Raw genomic sequence first — 22,861 nt, 5'->3', positions numbered from 1 at the left:
GATCGGTGTTCATTGAATGCCGATTTTTTATAGCTTAAAATAATGCTGTATCAGATCAAAGGGAGCGGGCTTTAGCCCGCGTACATAATGAATCATAAAAGGGCTTTAGCCAAAACACTATAGAAATGAAATTACAATTCAACCTTAAATATTTTCTTCTTACCATTGTCATTTTTCTTGTAGAAGTCCTGATCGCAACAAAACTGGCACATATTTTCTTTGTCAGGGCCTATCTTGGCGATGTTATAGTCGTTATGCTTCTATATACCTTTGTCAAAAGCTTTGTAAAGATGGATGATAAAAAGCTTATCCTCGGAATTTTAGTTTTTTCCTGTCTTGTAGAATTTGCTCAATATTTTACTGTCGCAGAAAAACTAGGCTTCCGTCCTGGAAGCCTGATGTATATTGTTATTGGAAACTCTTTTTCTTGGATAGATATTCTGTGCTACGCTGCAGGATGTCTGCTGCTTTTCCTTTGGCTGAAGTTGACCCATTCGGAAAAAAAGGAACAGACTATTGTAGACTGAATGTAAGAGGCTGTCTCATTAAGCTTCTGATTTTTTTGCCATTGTTTTCTGCGGGAATCCATTTGGTTTTGATCATTTTCAGAGTTCTCAGAAATTCATCTTTCACCATTTTATATTCATAGGATTCTATTTTGATATCTACCATACTTCCGTCTGTATCTACGATAAAAGTGGCAACAGCTTTGGCCTTCATAATGTCAGCTTTTACCAGTGCTGAGGTATGAAAATACTTTAGTATTTCCTTTACAAAAGCCTGATGTCCGTCGGGGAACTCAGCAATTTTAGTTGGCATAGCTTCAGTGCGTACTGTAGGATCTACAGCAGGAACAGCAGTTGAATCCTTCTGGGCAGCAACAGACACAGCCCAGAATAATGGGATAAATAACAGGTTTTTTTTCATAGCTTAAAAATTACCTTCCGAAACTGTCGTATTTGTCCTCTGCATATTTGATAAAGCGGTTCAGCAGGGCAGCGTTATCCTTTTCCATCGGTGAAAGCTCCTTATCTACATTATTTGAAACAGGAATATACCAGTCAGTCTGCTCAAAGAAATACCTGTAAGTTTCCTTTTTAAAAGAATAGCCGTGTCTTGCAAAAACAGAATTTTTGATGATCTCAAGATCTATTTTCCGTAAATTTTTAAGCTCCTTTTCCGTAAGTTTCTGCTTGGAAGCGTTTATTTTAAAAATGGCTTCAGAAGCCACTCTGTTTTTAGATGTAGTATAGCTTTCAGTTTTTCCCGTTTCTTCATCTGTATATTTTTCCACAAAATCCTTTGGATTCGACCAGTCTACCAGATCAGAATCTTTATCCAGCATAAAATTCGGATTATATACAAACTCTTTTTTTGAAAGTTTAATCGTTTTTAAAGGTGACTTTACTGCGGTTTTATTAAAAGCATTCCATTTTCCAGTGATGCTGTCACCGCTTAATTTTATTTCAAACCTGCCGTCTGTTTTATCATTTCCGGGTTCATCCAATACTAAAGATTTCGTACTTTCATTAAAAACTCCTCTGAAAGGGCGCTGATTTCCACTGACAATACTTTGTCCGTAAACGCTGTCTTTTGTTATTCTATTGATCTTCAGAGAAATTTTCTTATTCACGAAATCCTCATATTGCTCACCATCTTCCGAAGTGATCATTTCTTTTCCGGCGAAATCTCCGGTATAAATTCCGTAATATTCTTTATAAATCTCCGGAACGGCTGCGGAATCTTTTTTAGCAACCACAGAATCCTTTTCCGTTTCATTCATTTTTCCGTCCTTCTTACAGCTCAGCAGCGAAACAGCCAGTAAAGAAGCAATAGTGTAATTTAGAATTTTCATATATGTTTTTTTGCAATTAAATATTCAATCAAAAGGATATTGGGAATCCAGCCCAGCCATGCGATGATCTGGTACACATCCATAGGATTTGGGTGGAATAAATATACGATAATAACTTTCCAGATCCGTAAGGTGAGGGCAGATAAAGTAAGCGCAAAACTTCGCCACATCCACTGCTTGTGGTCTTTAAACCTTTTTTGTCTTGCAGATTGGTAAGCTTTGTAGGTAGTAAACCACCATAAAGAACCTAAAATAACGAACGAAATCCTGGATAAAAAGCCTCCGTTAGCAAAAAATCCCATGTAGATCCCTGACGGTGCGGCAAGAACTAGAATTAAAAAAATATAGACCTTACCAATATTCCTGTGAAAGTTTTTCAAACCGAAATCTTTTCTGAGAATAGCCAGAAATCCTGAAAACAGCACAAAAATACTGGTATACACATGCGTGTAAAAAAAAGAAAGATATTCCGGCCTGTGCTGAACTTCTGTCTGTTTGATCATCAGAAAACTAACATTCGGATTGAAAGGAATGTATTCAAGGGTAATCTTAAGCATCAGCCAAAAGAAATATCCAAACCCTAAAATCAAAAGGGTTTTTAGAAAAAAGGGGATATGTTTTTTAGCTGTAAGCATTTTATTTATTCAAATCGGCTGACATTTTCCTCATGATAAACTGTTTAAATGTTGTGCAATAAGCCACGCTTCACTCCAGCACGCCTGGAAATTAAAGCCTCCCGTTACAGCATCAATGTTCAGAACTTCACCTGCAATGTGGAAATTCGGAAGAAGCTTGGAAGACATGTTTTTGAAGTTAATTTCCTTTAAATCAATCCCTCCGGCGGTTACAAACTCATCTTTAAAAGTGGATTTTCCTGTAACTTTCAGTTTCTTTCTGCACAGATTTTCCAGGATCTTCTGCATTTCTTTGGATGAAATATTGGAGATCTGTTTATTAAGATCAACCTGTGAAACATCCAATATTTTCTGCCAGAATCGGTTGGTAATGTCAAAGATCTTCGCCTGTCCGATCGTTTTCTTGGGATTTGACTGTTTAAAATTATGGAAAATTTCTTCAGCCTCATCCATAGATTTTGAAATAAAATTTACTTCAATTTCAAAATTATATTTTGATTTTGCCAGACTTATCGCTTCCCACGCTGAAATCTTCAGAACGGCAGGTCCGGAAAGGCCCCAGTGTGTGATCAGCAAAGGTCCGTTTTCTTCTGTTTTTAAGGCAGGAATAGAGATTTCTGCATTTTCAAAGCTGGTTCCGGGAATATCCTGCAACAGTTCATCTTTAATATTGAATGTAAAAAGAGAGGGAACAAGATCCACGATCTTATGGCCCAGGTTTTCAACGATCTTCAGTGATTTCGGGGAACTTCCGGTCGTATAAACGATATAATCTGCCTCAAAGTCACCTAAACTTGTTTTTACCAGGTATTTTTCGGCCTGCTTCTCAATTTCTTTAACGGAACATTTTGTTTTGACCTCTACCTTTTTATTTTGAATTTCATTCAGTAAAGTATTGATAATCGTCTGTGAAGAATTGCTTTCCGGAAAAACACGGTTGTCATTTTCTATTTTCAGGGGCACATTGCGCTGATCAAACCATTCCATGGTGTCGCCCGGCTGAAATTTAGTGAAAACACTGACTAATTCTTTGTTGCCTCTTGGGTAAAACTGAACCAGTTCCCTCGGGTCAAAGCATGCATGTGTTACATTGCAACGGCCTCCTCCGGAAATTTTCACCTTCTGAAGCACATCCGAGTTCTGCTCCAGGATGGTGATACTGTATTTTTTTTCGTCAAGATTCGATGCGCAGAAAAAGCCTGCCGCACCGCCTCCGATAATGATGATCTGTTTCATGTATTGGTAATCCTATGCTGAAGATTATTTTTTCAAAAGTACAATTTTTATAAACCATCTTATTTGAGTAATTTTGAAGAATATAATTTAATCATACTAAAAACAACTTTTACATGATTTTTTACCATAAATTCGAAGTACGCTGGAGTGATCTTGATGCCAACAAGCACTTAGCCAATTCATCATATGTACAGTACTGTGCGCAGTCCAGAATGGCCTTTATGACCAAAGAAAAAATGGGAGTTACCCAGTTAAGCCGATGGGGAATCGGACCGGTGATCATGCATGAAAGGTACTCTTTCTTCAAAGAAATCTATGCAGACCAAACGGTTATTGTAAGCCTGGAGATCGATGGATGTTCAGAAGATTCTTCCATCTACAGATTTCTCCATAAATTCTATACCCCGGATGGAGTACACTGTGCTACAGCAGAAGCTACAGGAGTATGGATTGATATGATGCTGAGAAAAATGACCACTCCACCGGATGATGTGGTAGAAGCAATGAATAAATATAAAAGCCCTGAAACCATCGTGATGACCAGAGAAGATTTCAAAAAACTTCCTTTCCGTCCGGATAATGTGGATCCGGCAGAATTCACTAAATAGTTCAACGTTTGATGTTTTAGATATGATTTTAAAATCATAAATACATTTTAAACTGGACATTAATACAAAAGAAATTATGTTTGAAGATAAATCAGAGGAATTGACCCCCATCTCCAAATTAGGAGAATTCGGGCTTATAAAGCATTTGACAGAACACTTTCCACTTTCCAACGAGTCTTCGGAACTTGGAGTGGGAGATGATGCGGCAGTTATCAACCCAGGAAATAAAAAAGTTGTTCTTACAACGGATGTCCTTGCAGAAGGTGTTCACTTTAATTTGGGCTATGTTCCTTTAAAACATTTAGGATACAAAGCGGTAGTGGTGAACCTGAGCGATGTTGCGGCCATGAACGCTGTACCTACCCAGATCTTAGTTTCCCTGGCTGTTTCCAGCCGTTTTCCGGTGGAAGCTTTGGAAGAAATTTATTCCGGAATTCAAGCTGCGTGTGCAAGGTACAAGGTTGATCTTATTGGTGGAGATACCACGAGCTCAAATTCCGGACTGGTGATGAGCATTACCGCAATAGGAATAGAAGATGAAGAAAATATTGTAAAAAGAAGCGGAGCAAAACCGAATGACCTTCTGGTAGTAAGCGGAGATCTCGGTGGTGCTTACATGGGACTTCAGATCCTTGAAAGAGAACATGCTGTTTTCCTTGCAAATCCTGATATGCAGCCTGAAATGGAAGGTTATGATTATATTTTGGAAAGACAGCTTAAGCCGGAAGCGAGAACAGACGTGAAAACAATCCTGGAAGAATTGGATATCAAGCCAACTTCCATGATCGATATTTCTGACGGTCTTGCGTCTGAAATCCTTCACCTTTCTGATCAGTCAAAAACCGGATTCAGGCTGTATGAAGAGAAGATCCCAATGGACAGCCTTACGATCTCCACAGCAGATGAAATGAACCTTAATCCTGTAATGACGGCCCTGAGCGGTGGTGAAGATTATGAACTTCTGTTCACCATTTCACCGAATGATTTTGATAAAATTAAAAATCATCCGGATTTTACGATCATTGGCCATGCCGTAGAAAATGAAGAGAGCAATTATATGGTTGCAAGAGGATCCAATCAGTTGGTTCCCCTTACTGCACAGGGGTGGGATGCTTTTTTAAGCAATCAACAAAATGGATAGAGACTTATAGTTAATTATGAATATAGTAAAAAACCACTGCAAAAAATGCGGTGGTTTTTGTTTTACTTTTTTAATTTTGTTAACATAATAATATTTTTAATGAAATTTATTATGCATTGAATATTAATTTTTGAAATTATTTTTCTCTGGACGGAGAAGTTTTATATATTTGTATCGACTTCAAAGAAAAAAACACAAACAAAAAACACACAACTATGAAAAAAAATATACTCATTTCTGTTGAGAAATCTTTCTATTCCTTTTTTCTATTTCAGGAAATATAAACTACCAAGAATTAACAGCTTTTAGTAACTACTGACAGTTCATTTTTATTTATTCAAAGATTATTTGAATGAGCATGTTGGGTTCATAAATAGTCAATATTCACAGAAACAGGTCTTTTTCTATGAATTGAGAATTCACGCATTCTTTGAAGAATAAACGCATATACATTATCATTTATGAAAAAAATTCTATTATTTACTTTAGCATCATTTTCCCATTTTTATTTTTCTCAATCCTGGGATGTGCAGGGGAATCTGGGAACCAATTCTGCAACGAACTTTCTGGGAACAAAAGATGCTCAGGATTTGGTTTTTAAAACTAATAATACTGAACGTATTAGAGTTAATTCTGTTGGGAATGTTGAAATTTTGGCGGCACCAGATCCGAGTTTGACTTTAAAAACATTTGGAAGGATACAATTTAACACCAATACTGTTTCTGACGGATTTCAGATATTTAATCAGGCACAAATGGATGCCGGTTCTGATCTAGTATGGATAAGCTCTGCATATCAGCCTAATGATACAGGCTTGTTTTCTATTTCTACGCCCCCATCAGCAGGAGACTGGTCTAAACCAGTTATGTCAGTAAGATCCAATGGAAAAATATTTATGGGACTTAGATTTAATTTTACACTTAATAACTGCAGTGACTGTAGTGGTTATAGATTGTTTGTCCAAGAAGGGATTAGAACGGAAAAAATAAAAGTGGATATTGCCTCAGCGAATGGATGGGCAGATTATGTTTTCAATAAAAACTATAAACTTCTGCCATTGTCTGAAGTTGAAAAGCATATTGAAGAAAAAGGGCATTTACCTAATATTCCGTCAGCACAGGAGGTTGTGAAAAACGGAATCAATTTAGGAGAAATGGATGCAAAACTTCTTGAAAAAATAGAGGAACTCACATTATATGTGATTAAACTCAATAAAGATGTTAAAAAGCTGGAGGAAGAAAATAATGAACTTAGAGAAAAAGGTATCCTGACCCAATAAAATTAAAAACAGATATACTATGAAAAAAATACTATTATTTACCTTAGTGTCATTGTCCCATTTTTGTTTTTCCCAATCTTGGAATATTCAGGGAAATACAGGAACCAATCCAGTAACAGATTTTATAGGGACAACAGATAATAAAGACTTAGTTATGAAAACCAATAATACTGAAAGAATTAGAATTAATTCTAACGGTAATATTGGAGTTGGCATGAGTCCTGATCCCAATATTGCTTTCAGGGCGCAAGGACGAAGTCAGTTTTTATCCAGCATTGATAGTGACACTTTTCAAGTTAGAAATACGGGGACTAATATTGGCAGTGGTGCTTCTTTAGTTTGGCTAAATTATACCCAATATCAGCCAAATAATCCGGGAGTTTTAGATATTACTGGACCCACTGCACCAGGAGTTTGGGAAGGTATGTTCTCGTTAAAAGCAAACGGGAAATTGCTTATTGGAAATTATAGTCAATACCCTAGTTGTTCAGATTGCAATGATTATCGGGTTTTTATCCAAAATGGTATCAGAACTGAGAAAGTAAAAGTAGACATTGCCTCTGCAAACGGATGGGCAGATTATGTATTCAAGAAAGATTATAAACTTAATAGTTTAGAATCAGTTGAAAAACATATTGAAGAAAAGGGTCATTTACCTAATATTCCATCCGCCCAGGAGGTTATGAAAAATGGAATCAATTTAGGTGAAATGGATGCAAAACTTCTTGAAAAAATAGAAGAACTAACCTTATATGTTATCCAGCTTAATAAAGATTTTAAGCAGCTGGGAGAAGAAAACAAGGAACTCAAGAAAACAATAGAATTACTCAAGAAATAGAATGATAAATTGATGACATTAATCTGGGAATACAGATTAATGTCATCGTAATATATCTCTGTAAAACACAAACATACATTAAATTTTTCCGGATGCAGAAAATCTACCATAAATCTATATTAGGTATTGCTGTGATGTTCTTTTTTTCATCTTACGGTCAGGCCAAGGATGAATTAAAAACAGACCCGCAGGAACGAGAGATCCAGGCTTTTCGAAATAAAGTACAGGAGCAGGCACAAAAGCAAAAAAGTGAGATTCAAAGGCTTAAAAGCTTAGGTCATAAGGAATTTATTTCTGAAAACGGCAATGAAAAGCAACTTATTGGAGCTGATGAAAATGGTCGCCCCATGTATTATACTACTCTTAATGCCGGAGCGGCAAAAATGACAAAAGCTGATAATTTATATTCCGGAGGAGGGTTGGGACTTAATATAACCGGAAATAATATGATCATTGGTCAGTGGGATTATTCAAAACCCAGAACGACCCACGAGTTATTAACCGGAAAAATAAACAGCTATGATAATTTACAAAATCAAACGATTTCAAGGCATAGTACCAATATCGCGGGAACACTGGCAGGAAATAATGGTGAAGCCGAGGCCAGAGGAATTGCTTACGAAGCAAAAATCAATGCTTATGACTGGGTAGATGATGTTCCGGAAATGCTTTCACAGGCATATAATGGGACAAACGGAATATTAGTAGCGAATAACAGCTATGGTTTCGATCCTATGTATCTGCAAAATTATCAGTTTGGAAAATATAATGTAACGGCACAATCATGGGATAATCTGATGTATTTAAAACCATATCTGCAAATTGTAAAAGCAGCCGGAAATGCAAGAGAGATTGATCCTGGTATCGTTCCGCAGGTTTCTGCCAAAAACGGATATGATTTACTGGAAGGGGCGGGGATCGCCAAAAACGTTCTGGTAGTGGCTTCAGCGAAGAAAAATGTAAATATGAACTCTGATGAAGCATTTGATGTTTCAGCATTCAGCAGTTATGGCCCTACAGATGACGGAAGAATAAAACCGGATATCTGTGCTCCAGGCGAAAATATGTATTCATCCATTGAAACTTACGATGCTGCTTACGGTACTTACAGAGGAACTTCTTCGGCAGCAGCCGTTGTTTCTGGTATTATTACCTTACTTCAGCAGTATTATAAATCTGTAAGTCCTACACAAAGTTATATGCTTTCATCTACGGTACGTGCATTGTTGGCTCACACAGCCAATGATAAAGGGACTGAAGGACCGGATTATATATATGGTTGGGGATTGGCAGATGCAAAAAGAGCTTCTGAAGCCATTTACAACAATATTGAAGGCATTATTAATAATGAAAAAAAATCAACATTAATAAAAGAGGTTACGCTAAATCAAGGGAATAAATATACTTTATATGTGGTTCCTTACGAAGAGAGCCAGCCATTGTCAGCCACTATTTCGTGGACAGATCCTCAGGGAAATCTGGTTAATAATGTGGTAGACCTTAGTAATCCAAACGTAGTTAATGATTTGGATTTAAAAATTGTAAAAATAAATTCTAACGGAACAGAAAGCACATACTATCCATGGAAATTGGGTGGAATGAGCAATTTAACAGGAGCGGCAACAAAAACCTCAACAAATGATGTAGATACCATAGAAAGAGTAGATGTTAAAAATCCTGAAATAGCAACCTATAAAATCATTGTTTCCCCAAAAACAAATGCAACCCCTTTATTACCTGGGGGCAGTCAAACATTTTCAATCGTTGTTTCCAATGTAGACTTCTGCTATAAAGAAGATCTGAAAACACTGGTAAGCCCGGCAGATGATATTACGACAAGCCAGACCATTTTGGCTAAACAGATCGTTGCAGGCAATAAAATTATAGCTCCTGTGCAGGGTGTTGAATACATTGCATCCAGAAATATTGCTTTACTTCCAGGTTTTCAGGTTGAGCCTGGTGCGAGATTCCATGCTTTTATCACCCCATGTTTTGACCTCATTTCTGCTATGAGATATAGAGCCCAGGAAAGAGTAGGTTCGGAGGTTCTGTCTGTGTCTAACACCAGCAGTTCGGTATCTGAACATTTTACATTATTCCCAAATCCGGCTAAAGAAGAGGTAAACATAAGATTTTTCTTACAGAGCCAATCTTCCATTAAAATTTCTGTTTATGATGCTTCAGGTAAGCTGATATCATCAGAACAAAGTTCAACCAAATTTCCAAAAGGGGAATTTATAAAAACCATAGACACAAGATCCTATTCTCAGGGAATCTATATGGTTTCTATAGAGACTGCCGAATATAAGGAAACCAAAAAGCTTATCATAAAATAAAGACGCTTACACCCATGAAAAAAACATTTACAATTCTCAGCGTTTTACTTGCCTGTGCTTCGAATGCACAGTCCCCTGGAGGAGTGGGAGGCACAAGTGTGTGGTATAAGACCAATTCACTTCAAATGCCTTCACTTTTGTACCAGGATTATAGTGGCAATCAGCATCAGATACAAGCTTTAACGGGAGCTAATCAACCGACTTACTCATTATTGAATTATAATGAATGCTTGAATTTTGATGGTACAGATGATTTTTTAAAGTTTCCTTTTGTCATAGAAACGATAGATAAACTGAACTTTTTTACCGCTTATCAGAATAAAAATTCAACATTGGAATCTGCGTTATTTACAACAGATAATACCGATGAGAAAGAGCTGTTTTACAGTACTAAAAATGTTTTCAGATACAATAACGAACAGATTAATTATATCAATACAAGCATAATAGATACTCTGGCTTCTTTCAGTTTGTATTCCAAGTTTGGAACTCCTTCCACTAAAATTACTAAAGTAATTGGTAAGACAGGGCTTTCATCGATGTATATCGGGAAAGATGAAGGGAATCATCAATGGAAAAATTTCACAGGAAAACTGCCTGAATTTTTTGCATACAGAAAAATCCTTACACTTAACGAACGCAATAGGGTGAATTCTTATCTGGCTGTAAAATATGCGATTACAATGCCTTATACAGAATATCTAAGCTCCAAAAATAAAAAAATATGGAAGCAGGATGATTTTAATGACTATCCTGCCAATATAACGGGTATTGCCAGAGACGGATATTCAGATCTTTATCAGAAACAGGCTACCAGCTCGTCAGAACAAAAGAGACTTGTCATTGCAGCCAAAAAACTTGCGATAGACAATAAGTCAAACGATGCACAATTTCCAGATCAGAGTTTTTTGATTTGGGGCGATAATAAAAAACCGTTAGAACTTGATGTAGATACTTTCGGGTACAGATTATTAAAGAGAAAATGGAAAGCGAGATTTACAACAGAAAACTCACAGACCATTCCAACTGAGGTGGTTTTCTCTATTAAAGATATTATAGCTCAGATTCCGGCTGATAAAAAACTTTGGCTTCTTGTAGACAGAACAGGGCAGGGAAATTTTAATTCTGCCAATATTGAAGCTTACGCAATGGATCATGTTGATAATAACCAGGGGGTACATTTTAAAGATGTTGTTTTTGATCAGGATCTGTCCGGGACAGATGTTTTCTCATTTGCTTTAGGAAATAAAATTTTATCTACTTATCAGATTACCCAACCTACCTGTACTACAACGAGCGGAACTCTTAACTTAAATATTAAAGGAGGAAAAGCGCCGTTTAATGTTGCCCTTACAGGTAATGGAACATCACAAAATATAACCGTTCAGATCTCACAGGTGTCATTTCCTAATTTAACAATTGGAAATTATCATCTGAATATTACGGATGCTGATAATAATGTTACCGGATATGATTTCACGGTTAATGATTTCAGCACTATTAATTTAGATCTTGGTCCGGATGTCGCACTTTCTTCAGGGAATTCTGCACAGTTTGATGCATCAACACAAATTGCAGACCCGAATGCGGTCTATACATGGACTTCTGATAACGGATTTACAAGCAGTTCTGCTACAATCAATGTTTACGAGCCGGGAGAATACACGGTAACAGTAAAAACATCAGATAACTGTACTAAAAAAGATACAGTAAAAGTGACGAGAAAAAAAGAAAACGGAATTGTCATTTATCCTAATCCGGTACCTAAAGGACAGCCATTTACCATTAGAATTATTTCAGATAAAATAGAAACGGTAGATATAAAAATACATGACGGGTCCGGAAGATTGGTAAAAACCATCCAGGACAAAGGCAAAGATTACTATGAAATAAAAGATACCCTGCCAGCTGAAGGTGTGTATCTAATCATTGTAAAAACTTCGTCTGAAATAAAAGTATTCAAACTTATTGTAAAAAATTAATATCCATATCCAAGACACTCTACAGGTAAAAAAGCAGAGTGTCTTAGGTGTGAAAAAACACATATAAACGAATGAACAGATCTTTATTAAGCGTCTTAAGAAAGAACACAAAACTTCTTAATTCAATTATATTTTTCACTTGTTGGTCTCAGGTTCATGCTTACGCTAATTCAACTTATCTGAATAGGCATGAAAACGTGACCCCCATAATGGAAATTAATGATGCATCAAAAAACAACATAAAGAAAGAAGTTTCTGAACGTATCACGGGTGAAGAGAAAAAAAATAACTCTAAGAAGCCTGATGATATTTCCGGAAATACTATTGACGGAAGCAAAGAGAAATCAGGCCATAATATTTTGGTTTCTCCTGCTAAAGCAATCAAGTATAATGCTTCTGTTCCTTTATCATTAAATGAGAAGCGATATTATATTTCTGATATTAAAGAAGGTATTATAGGAACAAGCTCTGAACATCCTATTGATCATATCTATGATAATATCTTTAATATTTCAGTCGATGAAAAAATTAATTCTGCGTATCAGTATACATTAGAATATGATTTGTACGGAATTGACAGCTATAAAGAAGTTAGCAAAGTCATCAATGATGATCTGGCCGTTGGCGGGAAAAATATCCAAAAAAATACCACCTGGATCCACCAGTCGGAACCCATTGCAGATCAATCTGTCAGACATGGAAAGAATACGGTAATTTTTACATTGCCTTATCTTGCAGACTATAGCTATAAGGTAAAAAACCTTAGGATAGGAATTTCCAATAAAAAACAGAATTTTGAAAATAGTATCGGCGTAAAATACAATGCTTTGTCTGTTTCAAAATTTGTTGGAAGTATCAATAATTCTGAAAAACTTAATCTGGGTTCCGCTGAATTAAACATCCCAAAAGGAGTACTTAAAAGTTCAGAAAACTTTTCAATCACAGCGCTTAGAGACATAGATATGCCTGCGATTACTCCTGAAATGGTAAACGTAACATCTGAAAATGCAGGGTATCGTTTCCTTCCTCATGGAGAACATTTTTCAGCTCCGGCACAAGTATCTTTAGGATATGATAAAAGTAAAATACCAACCGGATATACGGAGCAGGATATCAAAACTTTTTATTTTGACAGAACAGAGAAAAAATGGATTGCTTTAGATAAAGACAGTGTCAATCTGCAGCAGAATGTTTTGGTGTCAAAAACTACCCACTTTACAGACATGGTCAATGGGGTTTTAAAAGTTCCCGAATCTCCGGAAACAGGAAGCTATGCTCCTAACTCTATTAAAGATATTAAAGCTGCAAACGCTTCTGAGGGAATTGTAAGCATTGCTCCACCATCTCCTAACAGTATGGGAAGTGTTACCACCAATTTCCCAATTAAACTTCCTGCAGGTAGAGCAGGAATGCAGCCTTCTTTAGGTGTAAGCTATAGCAGTGAAGGTGGAAACGGCTGGATGGGACTTGGCTGGGATATGTCTGTTCCATCAGTAAATATTGATACGAGATGGGGCGTTCCTACATACAATCAGGGAACTGAAACAGAATTGTATTCAATAGGAGGGGAACAGTTGACATTTGAGACAAGCCCGGGTATATTTGCTATGCCTAACAGAAATGAAGGGTTTGAAAAAGGAAGAATACCGCACAGAAAATTTTATCCTAGAATTGAAGGTGCTTATAATAATATTGTAAGAAGAGGGACAAGTCCTAAAAATTATTTTTGGATTGTAACATCTAAAGACGGGACAAAATCTTTTTTTGGCGGTGAGGCCGGCGTAATTGATAATGCCGTTCTTAAAGATGCCAATGGAAATATAGGACATTGGGCTTTGTATAAAACGATTGATACCAATGGAAATTATGTGCTGTATACGTATGATAAATCAACCTATACCGGAAATCCGGGAAATGGAGGACAGGAGTTGCATATTTCTCAAATTGATTACACTTTACACAATGCACAAAATCCGGCAAAAAAATATACAGTTCTATTTACCACAACTCCTGGTAGAGAAGATGTTCAGATTAATGGAAGACTAGGTTTTCTTCAGATAGAATCAAAGAGGCTAAGCAAAGTTGAAATTAAATATGGTAATGAAAACGTAAGAAGTTATGAGTTCGGGTATAAAAATGATGATAAAACTTTCAGGAAATCCTTATTAAAAAACATAACGGAGAAAGATGCGGCAGGTGCTGTTTTTTATACTAATGAAATAGAATATAATGAGGCTCCCGATGGAGCCAATATGTTTGGGGCCCCTCAGCCTTGGGAGGCACCGGATCATGCCAGTTTTCCCGGCTTACTTTCTTCAGGACAATTATTCCAGGGATATACAATGCTTTCAGGAAGTCAGGGTAAATCTACAGGAACCAATTTTGGAATTAGTGTAGGAGTATATAATTTATCCTCTCCACCAACAAGTGATACTAGCTTATTCAGTTTCAGAAAAGGAACTGTTGGAGCACATGGTTCCATCAGCAATTCTTCTTCAGAAAGTAAAATTACTTTAATAGATATAGATGGGGATAATCTGGCAGACAGAGTATATCAGAATAATGGAGTTATTTCTTATTCTAAAAACTTGTCAACCGCAACAAATGGAATTCAGGCATTTGGACCTCAGGTGAATGTTGGGAATTTGCAGGATATCGGGAAGTCCAAAAATTCATCTTGGGGAGTGGGTATTGATGCTAATTTCGGTGGAGGAAGTCTTGGGTTTGATTATTCTAACAGTACCAATACAACGTCATCGTATTTTATGGATTTCAATAACGACGGATTGGTAGATTTTGTGAAAAATGGAAAAGTCTACTTTAACAGTCTTGTTGGAAATGTTCCTTCATTTGACCCTAATAGCGGTTTGACACCATATCCTATTAATGTTACTTCTAGTGGTGCACAGCCTTCTATTTCATTATTTGATGATCAGGATAAAGCAGAGAAAAAAATGATGCTGGAACAGAATCCATTACATGATGTTGTTCGGGTATGGGTAGCTCCAAAGTCTGGTTCTATTACAGTTAAAAATGCTTTTAATCTGAATCAGATATCATGTAATCCGGAAGAGGATTGTAGCAAAGCAGACGGTGTTGCAGTATCTTTTCAATATAAAAATAATGATCCGTTAGTCAATAACATTAATGCTGGAGACTATAACTTACATTCTTTTGCAGATCAGAGCATTAATATCAGTAAAGGAGAAAAGCTTTATTTCAGAGTATCTTCCAAATATGATGGGACACTGGATCAGCTTACATGGAATCCTGAAATTACTTATTCAACCCCAAATATACCAGCTGTTGATAGTGATAATCGAAATCTGTCGGTATATAGCTCTCAGGAGGATTTTGTGAACTCTGGTACCAGTTCTTTCGTTGTTGGAAATGCAGGAACTTTAAATTTATATTTAAACAAGACGATTCCATTGTCAGATGATGCTAAAGTATTTCTGACCATCAATGATGTGGATTACGCTCAGTTTCCAATGACAATAACATCTGCTTCTACTTATAATAACAGTGTTATTGGTTCACAGGTAAATTTAAGTCCAAATGATAAAGTTTCTGTAAAAGTGTATACAGATACCCAAATAGATTGGGCGAAATTTAAGTTAATTCCTGAATTTACTGAAACTTCAACGGGTGAAAAAACATATTTGCAGGTAGAGTACAGCATGTATAATGACAGAGGAAGTTTTGCAACTTACACTGCTCAATCAGCAGATATCGGAAAGAATATTTCTGTAAAGGCATCTTCTCTTCCCAATTTTAATGGGAAAAGTGGAAAAGTTGTTATCTCCGCAAAAATTAAAAATAAATTATTAACTAAAACAGTGTATAATGTAGTTAATGGTGTTGCAACTGCGGCTTTTGGAACGCCATATACTATAGCATCTCAGGATTTAAACGAGAACATATATTTAGAAACAACAGTAAACAGTGACGATAGAGACTTTATAAATAATATAACCAGTATTACCGGGACTTTAATACATAATGCTCTTAATTATATAGACAATCCGAACAATTTAATTGTACAATTATCAGGTTCAAATACAGTACAGCAAACAGGAACAATTGTAATTAGTCAGGCTACAAAGCTGAAGTTTGAACTAGGAAATTATGTTGCAGGAACATCGGCAACACTCGGTATCAATACATTTTTCCCTAACGGAACCTTATCTGGACAATCGGGAATGCCGGTGTACTCGGAAACAATGCTAAATCCAGGTACCTATACATACGTTTTAACATTTTCTCCAGGTGGAGCTCCTTCAGCTTTTACAAAATTATATATTGAAAATGGAGGTAGCGAAAGTGTGATAACAAGCTTTACAAATTCACCGCCACATAAGCCTGTATTGGGGCCACAAACCCCTACATCTGCATTAAACTCAAATGAATATGACAGCAGATTTGGAATGTTATATCGTGGTTGGGGAGGATTTATCGTCAATGGAAATAATTTAGCTAAAAATACCATTGTAGAAGCATACGACATTAACAATAACTTTGCTAATGGAGGGACTGTTGCTGAAATGAAAGTGGATGAAACGCGTTTGAAATTAAGTAATGCGTACGGTACAGATCCAGGTACGAACCCGACAATTAATAATCCAACAATTGATCCTGACGGAAATGTTACCATCGTAGATAATGATGGATCATTAGCGAAAAATTATTTCTTGATGACTAATTCCAATGTTAATAATACAGACAAAGGAAGACTGATGGATGTTGATCCAAGCATATATATATATCAAAATGTAATCAATGCATCACGTTTGGGAATACATAATATAGATTCTAATTTCAATAATAATTCGTTAAGTCAGGCTGCCGGGTCCGAATTGAATGCACCAAATATCCAGTTGAAAAATCAAAGCGTGAGCGTTGGTGGTGGAGTGAGTATCGGCTTTGCAGGAGTGAACGTGTCACAAACACTTTTTTCTGAAGCAAAATCTATTCGAAATGTATTAGATTATAATGGAGACGGATTCCCGGATGACTTCAATAAAACCAATGTGAAAATCACGTATCCGGTAGGGTTTTTATCCGGAAGTTCTTTAGACGTGGGAAGCCAGTCGATTTCAAAAGCCAGCTCATCCGGACTTTCATCAAGCTATTCATTTGTGCATGGTGAATCCAGAAGAATGGCATTTATACAAACAACGGGAGAAAAATCTGAGAGTAGAGCATTTAATGATAATTTAATTAGTAGTTCAGTGGACAGTAAAGTAGCTGCCACAAAGCTGTCTGTAGGGGCAAATGGAGAAACTTCTTCTGAGCATTCAAAGCAGACATTCTTAGATATTAATGGAGACGGCCTTCCTGATAAATTCAATACAAATAGTTTTGAACTGAATGTTGGAAAAGGGTTTGCCGGAAATGATTCTTGGGGATCAGATATCAAACCGGAAGGTGTAGGAAGTGGATTTGGACTGGGAGGAGGAATCAGTTTATTCAGAGGAAGCTTTGAATTTGGAGTTAATTTCAACTCGAATACAAGTACAACAACAAAAGAACTGGTTGACATTAATGGAGATGGATTGACAGATAAGGTTGTATATGCAGGAAATAGCGTAACGGCTTATCTTAACTTAGGAGATAGAATGTCCACCACGCCACTAAATTTAAATTTTCAAAATGGAAATGACATTCATAAAGATGTATCTATTAGTGTTGGAGGAAATGCAGCAGGAACTATTTTAATTCCTATTCCAATTGTTGCAGGAGTAAGCGGACTGAAACTGAACGTTACTTTAGGCGTTTCAAAAGGGGCTTCAACTTCAAGATCCCATGCCACATTCAAAGACATGAATGGAGATGGATATCCTGATCTTGTAACTTCTGATGATACAGATAATATTAAAGTACAGCTTAACCAGATAGGGACTACTAACCTTCTTAAAAAAGTAACCACACCAATGGGTGGATCCTGGGAGGTTGCCTACGAAAGAATGGGAAATACCTATAATATGCCTCAAAGCAAATATGTATTAAAAAGTGTAACTACCAATGATGGATTTACAGGAGATAATGCATACAGTCCGGATGTATCTAAAGTGACGGTAGATTATGAAGGTCCTTATTACAGCCGAAGAGAAAGATCATTCTACGGCTTCAGACAAGTTACGACCAATCAAATTGATACAAAACAGGGCGGTGCTTCTTCTAATGTAGTATATAGAAAAACATTACAAAGGTTTCACAATAACAACTATTATTTAAAAGGATTATTAAACACAGAAAGACTTATAGACGCGAATGATAAAACATGGACTGTAAATGTTAGCAATTATTCTTTAAAACAATTAAAAGACACTAATTCTGATTTTACGATTAAATATGGAGAGGATGAAAAGACCTACCAGAATTTTGCATGCTTTGTTGCTGTATACAATACAAACTCTAATTTTGCTGAAGGAGATACCGGTTGGAAAACGATAAGCACTAACTTCAAAAAATATGATGAGTGGGGGAATGTTGTAGAAGTGGAAGACTCAGGAGATACAGATATAGGAGCTTCAGAAATATTAACGAGTAAAGTTGCCTATACATTAGTTAATCCATCTTTATATATTGTCATGCCGACTTCAGTAAAAAATACGGCACAAGGGGTTACCAGAGAGAAAAAAGCAGAATATAACACTGAGGGGAATCTTTCAAAAATGACCATCCTTAATCAGGGAACCAATTATTCAGTTTACGATTTTGAATATGACATTTATGGAAATATAACCAAATCTATAGGGCCTGAAAATGCTCAGAACCAAAGATTCTTCCAGCAATATACATATGATGATAATGTAAAAACCTATCCGGTAAAAATTCAGGACGCTTTTGGATATAGCAGTAAAACTAAATATGATTTCCGTTTTGGAGTACCGACATATACTGAAGATATGAACCTTCAGCCAATGAAATATGTATATGATGCTAAAGCAAGAACTACAGAAATCGCGGGACCATATGAGCTGTTTAACAACATTCCATGGACGATTAAGTTTGAGTACAGCCCAATTACCAATGCACCGCTTAATGCGACCAATGCACAGTCTTTCGCAACAACAAAGCACTATGATCCGGAATATGCTGACAATACGATCAATACGATCGCCATTGCAGACGGATTCGGAGGAGCCGTTCAGGTGAAGAAAACCGGAGATATTCATAACCAGGGATTAAAGTATATTGTAGCAGGTAAAGTAGAAACAGATGCATTTGGAAGAGCATTAAAAACATACTATCCTACATTGGAAGATATCAGTTCTTCTAATACTCAGTATAATGCTGCAGTAGACAATATAGAACCAACGATGAACCAATATGATGTATTGGACAGAGCTGTTTATACAAAACTTCCTGGAGAAAACCTGTTCTCAACCATCACTTATGGTTTTGGTACGGATGTTCAGGGAAGAAATATGTTTGAGACCATCTTCAAAGATGAATTGGGAAGTATTAAGAAAACATATACCGACATCAAAGGAAGAACAACTTCAGTTCATGAGGTTTCAAATACCGGAGATATCAAAACCCAGTTTACCCATGATGCCATTGGTGAAATTCTTCAGGCAAAAGATGTAAACGGTAATATTACCACATCGGTTTATGATGACTTGGGAAGAAGAACTTCTTACACACATCCCGATAGCGGAACGAGCAGCTATAAGTATGATAGAGCAAGCAATATGGTAGCAAAAGGTAATTCTGCTGGTGAAGTAGTAGAATACAACTACGATTATACAAGACTAAAAGAAGTTAAATATCCGGTATACCCTGAAAACAATGTAAAATACTACTATGGAAATGCATTAGATGCTTCAGCAATGGATAATAATGCAGTAGGAAGATTGTGGTACCAAACAGATGCTACGGGAACACAATATTTGAAATATGGAAGATTAGGGGAGCTTACTTATCAGAGACGTTCGGTTGCAGTGCCGGGAGCACAGGTTTATTGGTTCGGAACAGAATGGCAGTATGACACCTGGAACCGTGTAAAGACCATTACTTATCCTGATGGCGAAAAATTAACATACAAATACGATAAAGCAGGGAATTTAAATAATGTTGCCTCTGTAAAAGATGGGACTTCATATCCGATGATAAATCTTATTGGGTATGACAAATTTGAACAAAGAATTTACCTTAAAAATGGAAACGGAACGGAAACGACTTACGAGTACGAAACCAACCGTAGAAGGCTGTTGAAAATGTATGCTAAAAATACCAGCAGATCTTTCATGCAGAACGTATATCAGTATGATGTGGTTTCTAATGTAATGCAGGTCCACAACAATGCCCCTGTTGTAAACGGTCTTTTAGGTGGAGGAACCAATTATGCATACGGATATGATGACTTATATCGTCTGACTTCTGCTTCAGGAAACTGGAGAGGAATCAATACCCAAGCAGAAGAAGAACGCCACCGTTATACTGTTGCCATGTCTTATGATAATATGCATAACATCATGAGCAAAACCCAGAAGCATGAATGGACCACCGGAGCGACCAATAATAACTGGACGGCAATGGAGCCAACTTCTTACAGACTGAACTATAAGTATGATAACCCTTCACATCCACATGCTCCGACAACAATTATAGATGAACCTAACTTAGTACCGTCTTCTACATGTTGTAATCCAGATGATCCGGGAGTGAAGTTCCAACATTATAAATATGATGCAAAAGGAAATCCTACGACTATCGAACAGGAAACATGTACCTATACTGAAGCAAAAGTGGTATATCAGTGGGATGAAGAAAACCGTCTACGCTTTGTGGATACCAATCCTTCTACCCCAGAAGTTGACGGTGCTGCAATCTATACTTACGATGCGGGTAGTGAAAGAATCATTAAAGATGTAATGTATTCAGGGATGTTATTCAGAACAAGAGGAGAACAGACCAATACATGGCCTCAGGCGCTTCTGACTTCTCATTCAGCAACTATTTACCCGAATGGATTGTTAACGATGAATGTGTCTTTTGATAGTTTTGGAGCGGTATCAATGCCTCGCTATACAAAAAATTACTATGCAGGAAACCAGAGAATAGTAACTAAAAACGGAACAAGCGATAATATAGGAGTTTTTGATTGTAATTGGCTGATTATCCCATTTGCGGGAAGTACACCGCCTATCAATCCGGCTAATGTATCGAATACTATTCAACAAACTGCAACCCAAAGAAGTTTGGCTGTAATGCAGCAGAACAATATCACGCCACCACCTAACTACGGACAGAATGCAGGATATAATGGAAGCTGTGTCAACAATTATGCAGGAGATAGAGAAAAAGAAATCTATTGGTTCCATCCTGATCATTTAGGTTCCAGCAGCTTTATTACAGGTGCGGACGGAGAAGTAACGCAGAATATAGAATACTTCCCAAGTGGTGAGACATTTGTGGAAAACCACAGGAATAGTAATTACAGTCCATATAAGTTTAATGGCAAGGAACTTGATGCTGAAACTGGGTATTACTATTATGGAGCGAGATACTACAATCCTAGAGTTTCTCTTTGGTTGAATGTAGACCCACTAGCTGAAAAGTATCCTAGTCTTTCACCTTATATTTACGTTGCAAACAACCCAATCAACGCTATTGATCCTGATGGTAGAGACATAATAATTCTTTCTCATGGTTCTAGAGGCAAAACGAGTAGAGATGGTGGTAAAACTCATGGCCATAGGCATATTGTCGGCCATATGGCAGTTTTAATAGGGAATGATAAAACGGGTTGGAGATATATGTCTTATGATTACGATAAAGGAACAAACAAAGGAAGAGGAAAAAGTGGTAAAAATGATGTTTATACTGAAAAAGTATTTAAAACATTAAATGAATTTAAAAACTCTGAACATAATACTTTTAAAGATGACTATGACGACGGGCAAGGATTGAGAACATCTCATTTGGATTCTAATGGAAATATTATTCAAAGATACCAAAATGCCTATCAGATGAAAACCGATGGAAATGCGGATAAAAAAATGATAAAAGCGGCAAGTCAGGTCTTTGATGAATATTGGAATCAATTAGATTATGAAAACTTTTTTAGTTCATTTGGGCAAGCTAATCAATGTACCACGGTTGCTGAGAAAGCATTAAACGCCGGAGGCTTGCAAAACGGTGAAAGTAATTATACAGGACAATATGATTGGAAAACAGGTGAAGAGTATAAAGAAACTAATTATCTTCCTGCGGCCAAGCAACGAGCAATAGAAATGAATAATCCTAAAGGAAAAGATGTGGATTATAAAATAAAAAGAACCTCACAAGGAATGACTGGGAAATGGTAAAGAGAAAACGAACAAAGCTAATATTGGCATTGATAATAGTATTAATTTTTTACTATTTTTTAAGTATAATAATTTTTAAAGGTAATTTTATTGTAGAACACCCCTATTCTTTTAATTCAATGGGAAAAAGCAAAAAAGAAGGGGTATTTATTTCTAATAAACTCAATATAAAAATTGATGGAGATTCTTTGAAAAATATATATCATTTGAACGAAAAGTTTTATTCGTGTAAGTTAATGTATCAAAAATTCTATGGATTTTTAATCTCAACAGATAATGAAGATGAAAAGTATAGAAGAATTATTTGGGAGGAACCAATTGAAATGTCTGGAAATAGAAATTGGATAGTTACAAATGATGGAGAGTATAAAGGTGAAGCTTTTTATACAGGTAATTGTGATGCTAAAATAGGAGACACCCTGATATTGGTTGTTAAAAATGCTAAAACAGATACTAAAATAGGAACGATAAAAATAAAAATTGAATGATTCCCGCTGTGCAAAGTCTGTGACTTTGGGTAATAATAAAAGAATCTGTCTCACAACTGAGACAGATTCTTTTTTCATAAAGCAAATAAATTTTCTACACTTATAAAAACAATCAAACAGCTGATTAGCAGGCGTCTCAGTAT

13 protein-coding genes are annotated in these 22,861 nt (G+C 36.4%); 9 read left to right on the top strand and 4 right to left on the bottom strand.

Going from position 1 to position 22,861, the window contains the following annotated elements; translation table 11 throughout:
* Positions 1-125: 125 nt before the first annotated feature.
* Positions 126-527, top strand: a complete 402-nt coding sequence (locus IX38_RS01320) for a ribosomal maturation YjgA family protein (RefSeq protein ID WP_084680145.1) — start codon at positions 126-128, stop codon at positions 525-527.
* Here the strand turns inward: IX38_RS01320 and IX38_RS01315 are convergent.
* Genes IX38_RS01315 through IX38_RS01300 form a run of 4 tightly spaced genes read right to left on the bottom strand, consistent with a single transcriptional unit; the run spans position 514 to position 3,726 of the window.
* A complete protein-coding gene (locus IX38_RS01315) occupies positions 514-927 on the bottom strand; it encodes an energy transducer TonB (RefSeq protein ID WP_034701047.1) in 414 nt (137 codons plus the stop codon). The genes IX38_RS01320 and IX38_RS01315 overlap by 14 nt on opposite strands.
* Before the next feature lie 10 nt (positions 928-937).
* Entirely contained in the window at positions 938-1,855 is a 918-nt protein-coding gene (locus IX38_RS01310; RefSeq protein ID WP_034701046.1) for a YARHG domain-containing protein, read from the bottom strand.
* The gene (locus IX38_RS01305; RefSeq protein ID WP_034701045.1) at positions 1,852-2,490 is read right to left on the bottom strand and encodes a DUF2306 domain-containing protein; all 639 of its coding nucleotides are present in this window, start codon (positions 2,488-2,490) and stop codon (positions 1,852-1,854) included. The genes IX38_RS01310 and IX38_RS01305 overlap by 4 nt, the downstream gene beginning before the upstream one ends.
* Before the next feature lie 30 nt (positions 2,491-2,520).
* A complete protein-coding gene (locus IX38_RS01300; RefSeq protein WP_034701044.1) occupies positions 2,521-3,726 on the bottom strand; it encodes a BaiN/RdsA family NAD(P)/FAD-dependent oxidoreductase in 1,206 nt (401 codons plus the stop codon).
* 113 nt (positions 3,727-3,839) lie between these two features.
* Between IX38_RS01300 and IX38_RS01295 the strand changes: the two genes are divergently transcribed.
* From IX38_RS01295 to IX38_RS01260, 8 genes are all read left to right on the top strand, one after another.
* Positions 3,840-4,334: an acyl-CoA thioesterase gene (locus IX38_RS01295; RefSeq protein ID WP_034701043.1), complete on the top strand. Its 495-nt coding sequence runs from the start codon at positions 3,840-3,842 to the stop codon at positions 4,332-4,334.
* Between the two features lie 76 nt (positions 4,335-4,410).
* Complete coding sequence (thiL, locus tag IX38_RS01290) at positions 4,411-5,475, top strand: thiamine-phosphate kinase (protein WP_034701042.1); 1,065 nt, start codon at positions 4,411-4,413, stop codon at positions 5,473-5,475.
* Between the two features lie 461 nt (positions 5,476-5,936).
* Positions 5,937-6,755: a hypothetical protein gene (locus IX38_RS21810; protein ID WP_051884380.1), complete on the top strand. Its 819-nt coding sequence runs from the start codon at positions 5,937-5,939 to the stop codon at positions 6,753-6,755.
* A 19-nt stretch (positions 6,756-6,774) separates the two neighbouring features.
* Positions 6,775-7,593 (top strand): hypothetical protein, encoded by an 819-nt coding sequence (locus IX38_RS23105; protein ID WP_051884379.1) that lies wholly within the window; start codon positions 6,775-6,777, stop codon positions 7,591-7,593.
* A 92-nt stretch (positions 7,594-7,685) separates the two neighbouring features.
* Positions 7,686-9,929 carry a S8 family serine peptidase gene (locus tag IX38_RS01275; RefSeq protein ID WP_034701041.1) on the top strand — a complete coding sequence of 748 codons (2,244 nt, stop codon included), beginning with the start codon at positions 7,686-7,688 and terminating at the stop codon, positions 9,927-9,929.
* 14 nt (positions 9,930-9,943) lie between these two features.
* Positions 9,944-11,911: a T9SS type A sorting domain-containing protein gene (locus tag IX38_RS01270; RefSeq protein WP_034701040.1), complete on the top strand. Its 1,968-nt coding sequence runs from the start codon at positions 9,944-9,946 to the stop codon at positions 11,909-11,911.
* Positions 11,912-12,120: 209 nt separating this feature from the next.
* The gene (locus IX38_RS23320; protein ID WP_034701039.1) at positions 12,121-22,230 is read left to right on the top strand and encodes a SpvB/TcaC N-terminal domain-containing protein; all 10,110 of its coding nucleotides are present in this window, start codon (positions 12,121-12,123) and stop codon (positions 22,228-22,230) included.
* Positions 22,224-22,718 (top strand): hypothetical protein, encoded by a 495-nt coding sequence (locus tag IX38_RS01260; protein ID WP_034701038.1) that lies wholly within the window; start codon positions 22,224-22,226, stop codon positions 22,716-22,718. The genes IX38_RS23320 and IX38_RS01260 overlap by 7 nt, the downstream gene beginning before the upstream one ends.
* The last annotated feature ends 143 nt before the right edge of the window (positions 22,719-22,861 follow it).

Origin of the sequence: Chryseobacterium luteum (genome assembly GCF_000737785.1) — a bacterium.
GTDB classification, from domain to species: domain Bacteria; phylum Bacteroidota; class Bacteroidia; order Flavobacteriales; family Weeksellaceae; genus Chryseobacterium; species Chryseobacterium luteum.
The sequence above is the reverse complement of the archived record's forward strand: the minus strand, read 5'-3'. Positions and strand labels throughout refer to the sequence as shown.

Bases quoted from the DNA above. Each gene is read 5' to 3' on its own strand.
- IX38_RS01260 (WP_034701038.1), top strand. From the start codon at position 22,224: ATGGTAAAGAGAAAACGAACAAAGCTAATATTGGCATTGATAATAGTA.
- IX38_RS21810 (WP_051884380.1), top strand. From the start codon at position 5,937: ATGAAAAAAATTCTATTATTTACTTTAGCATCATTTTCCCATTTTTAT.
- thiL (WP_034701042.1), top strand. From the start codon at position 4,411: ATGTTTGAAGATAAATCAGAGGAATTGACCCCCATCTCCAAATTAGGA.
- IX38_RS23320 (WP_034701039.1), top strand. From the start codon at position 12,121: ATGGAAATTAATGATGCATCAAAAAACAACATAAAGAAAGAAGTTTCT.
- IX38_RS01275 (WP_034701041.1), top strand. From the start codon at position 7,686: ATGCAGAAAATCTACCATAAATCTATATTAGGTATTGCTGTGATGTTC.
- IX38_RS01315 (WP_034701047.1), bottom strand. From the start codon at position 927: ATGAAAAAAAACCTGTTATTTATCCCATTATTCTGGGCTGTGTCTGTT.
- IX38_RS01270 (WP_034701040.1), top strand. From the start codon at position 9,944: ATGAAAAAAACATTTACAATTCTCAGCGTTTTACTTGCCTGTGCTTCG.
- IX38_RS23105 (WP_051884379.1), top strand. From the start codon at position 6,775: ATGAAAAAAATACTATTATTTACCTTAGTGTCATTGTCCCATTTTTGT.
- IX38_RS01295 (WP_034701043.1), top strand. From the start codon at position 3,840: ATGATTTTTTACCATAAATTCGAAGTACGCTGGAGTGATCTTGATGCC.
- IX38_RS01320 (WP_084680145.1), top strand. From the start codon at position 126: ATGAAATTACAATTCAACCTTAAATATTTTCTTCTTACCATTGTCATT.
- IX38_RS01300 (WP_034701044.1), bottom strand. From the start codon at position 3,726: ATGAAACAGATCATCATTATCGGAGGCGGTGCGGCAGGCTTTTTCTGC.
- IX38_RS01305 (WP_034701045.1), bottom strand. From the start codon at position 2,490: ATGCTTACAGCTAAAAAACATATCCCCTTTTTTCTAAAAACCCTTTTG.
- IX38_RS01310 (WP_034701046.1), bottom strand. From the start codon at position 1,855: ATGAAAATTCTAAATTACACTATTGCTTCTTTACTGGCTGTTTCGCTG.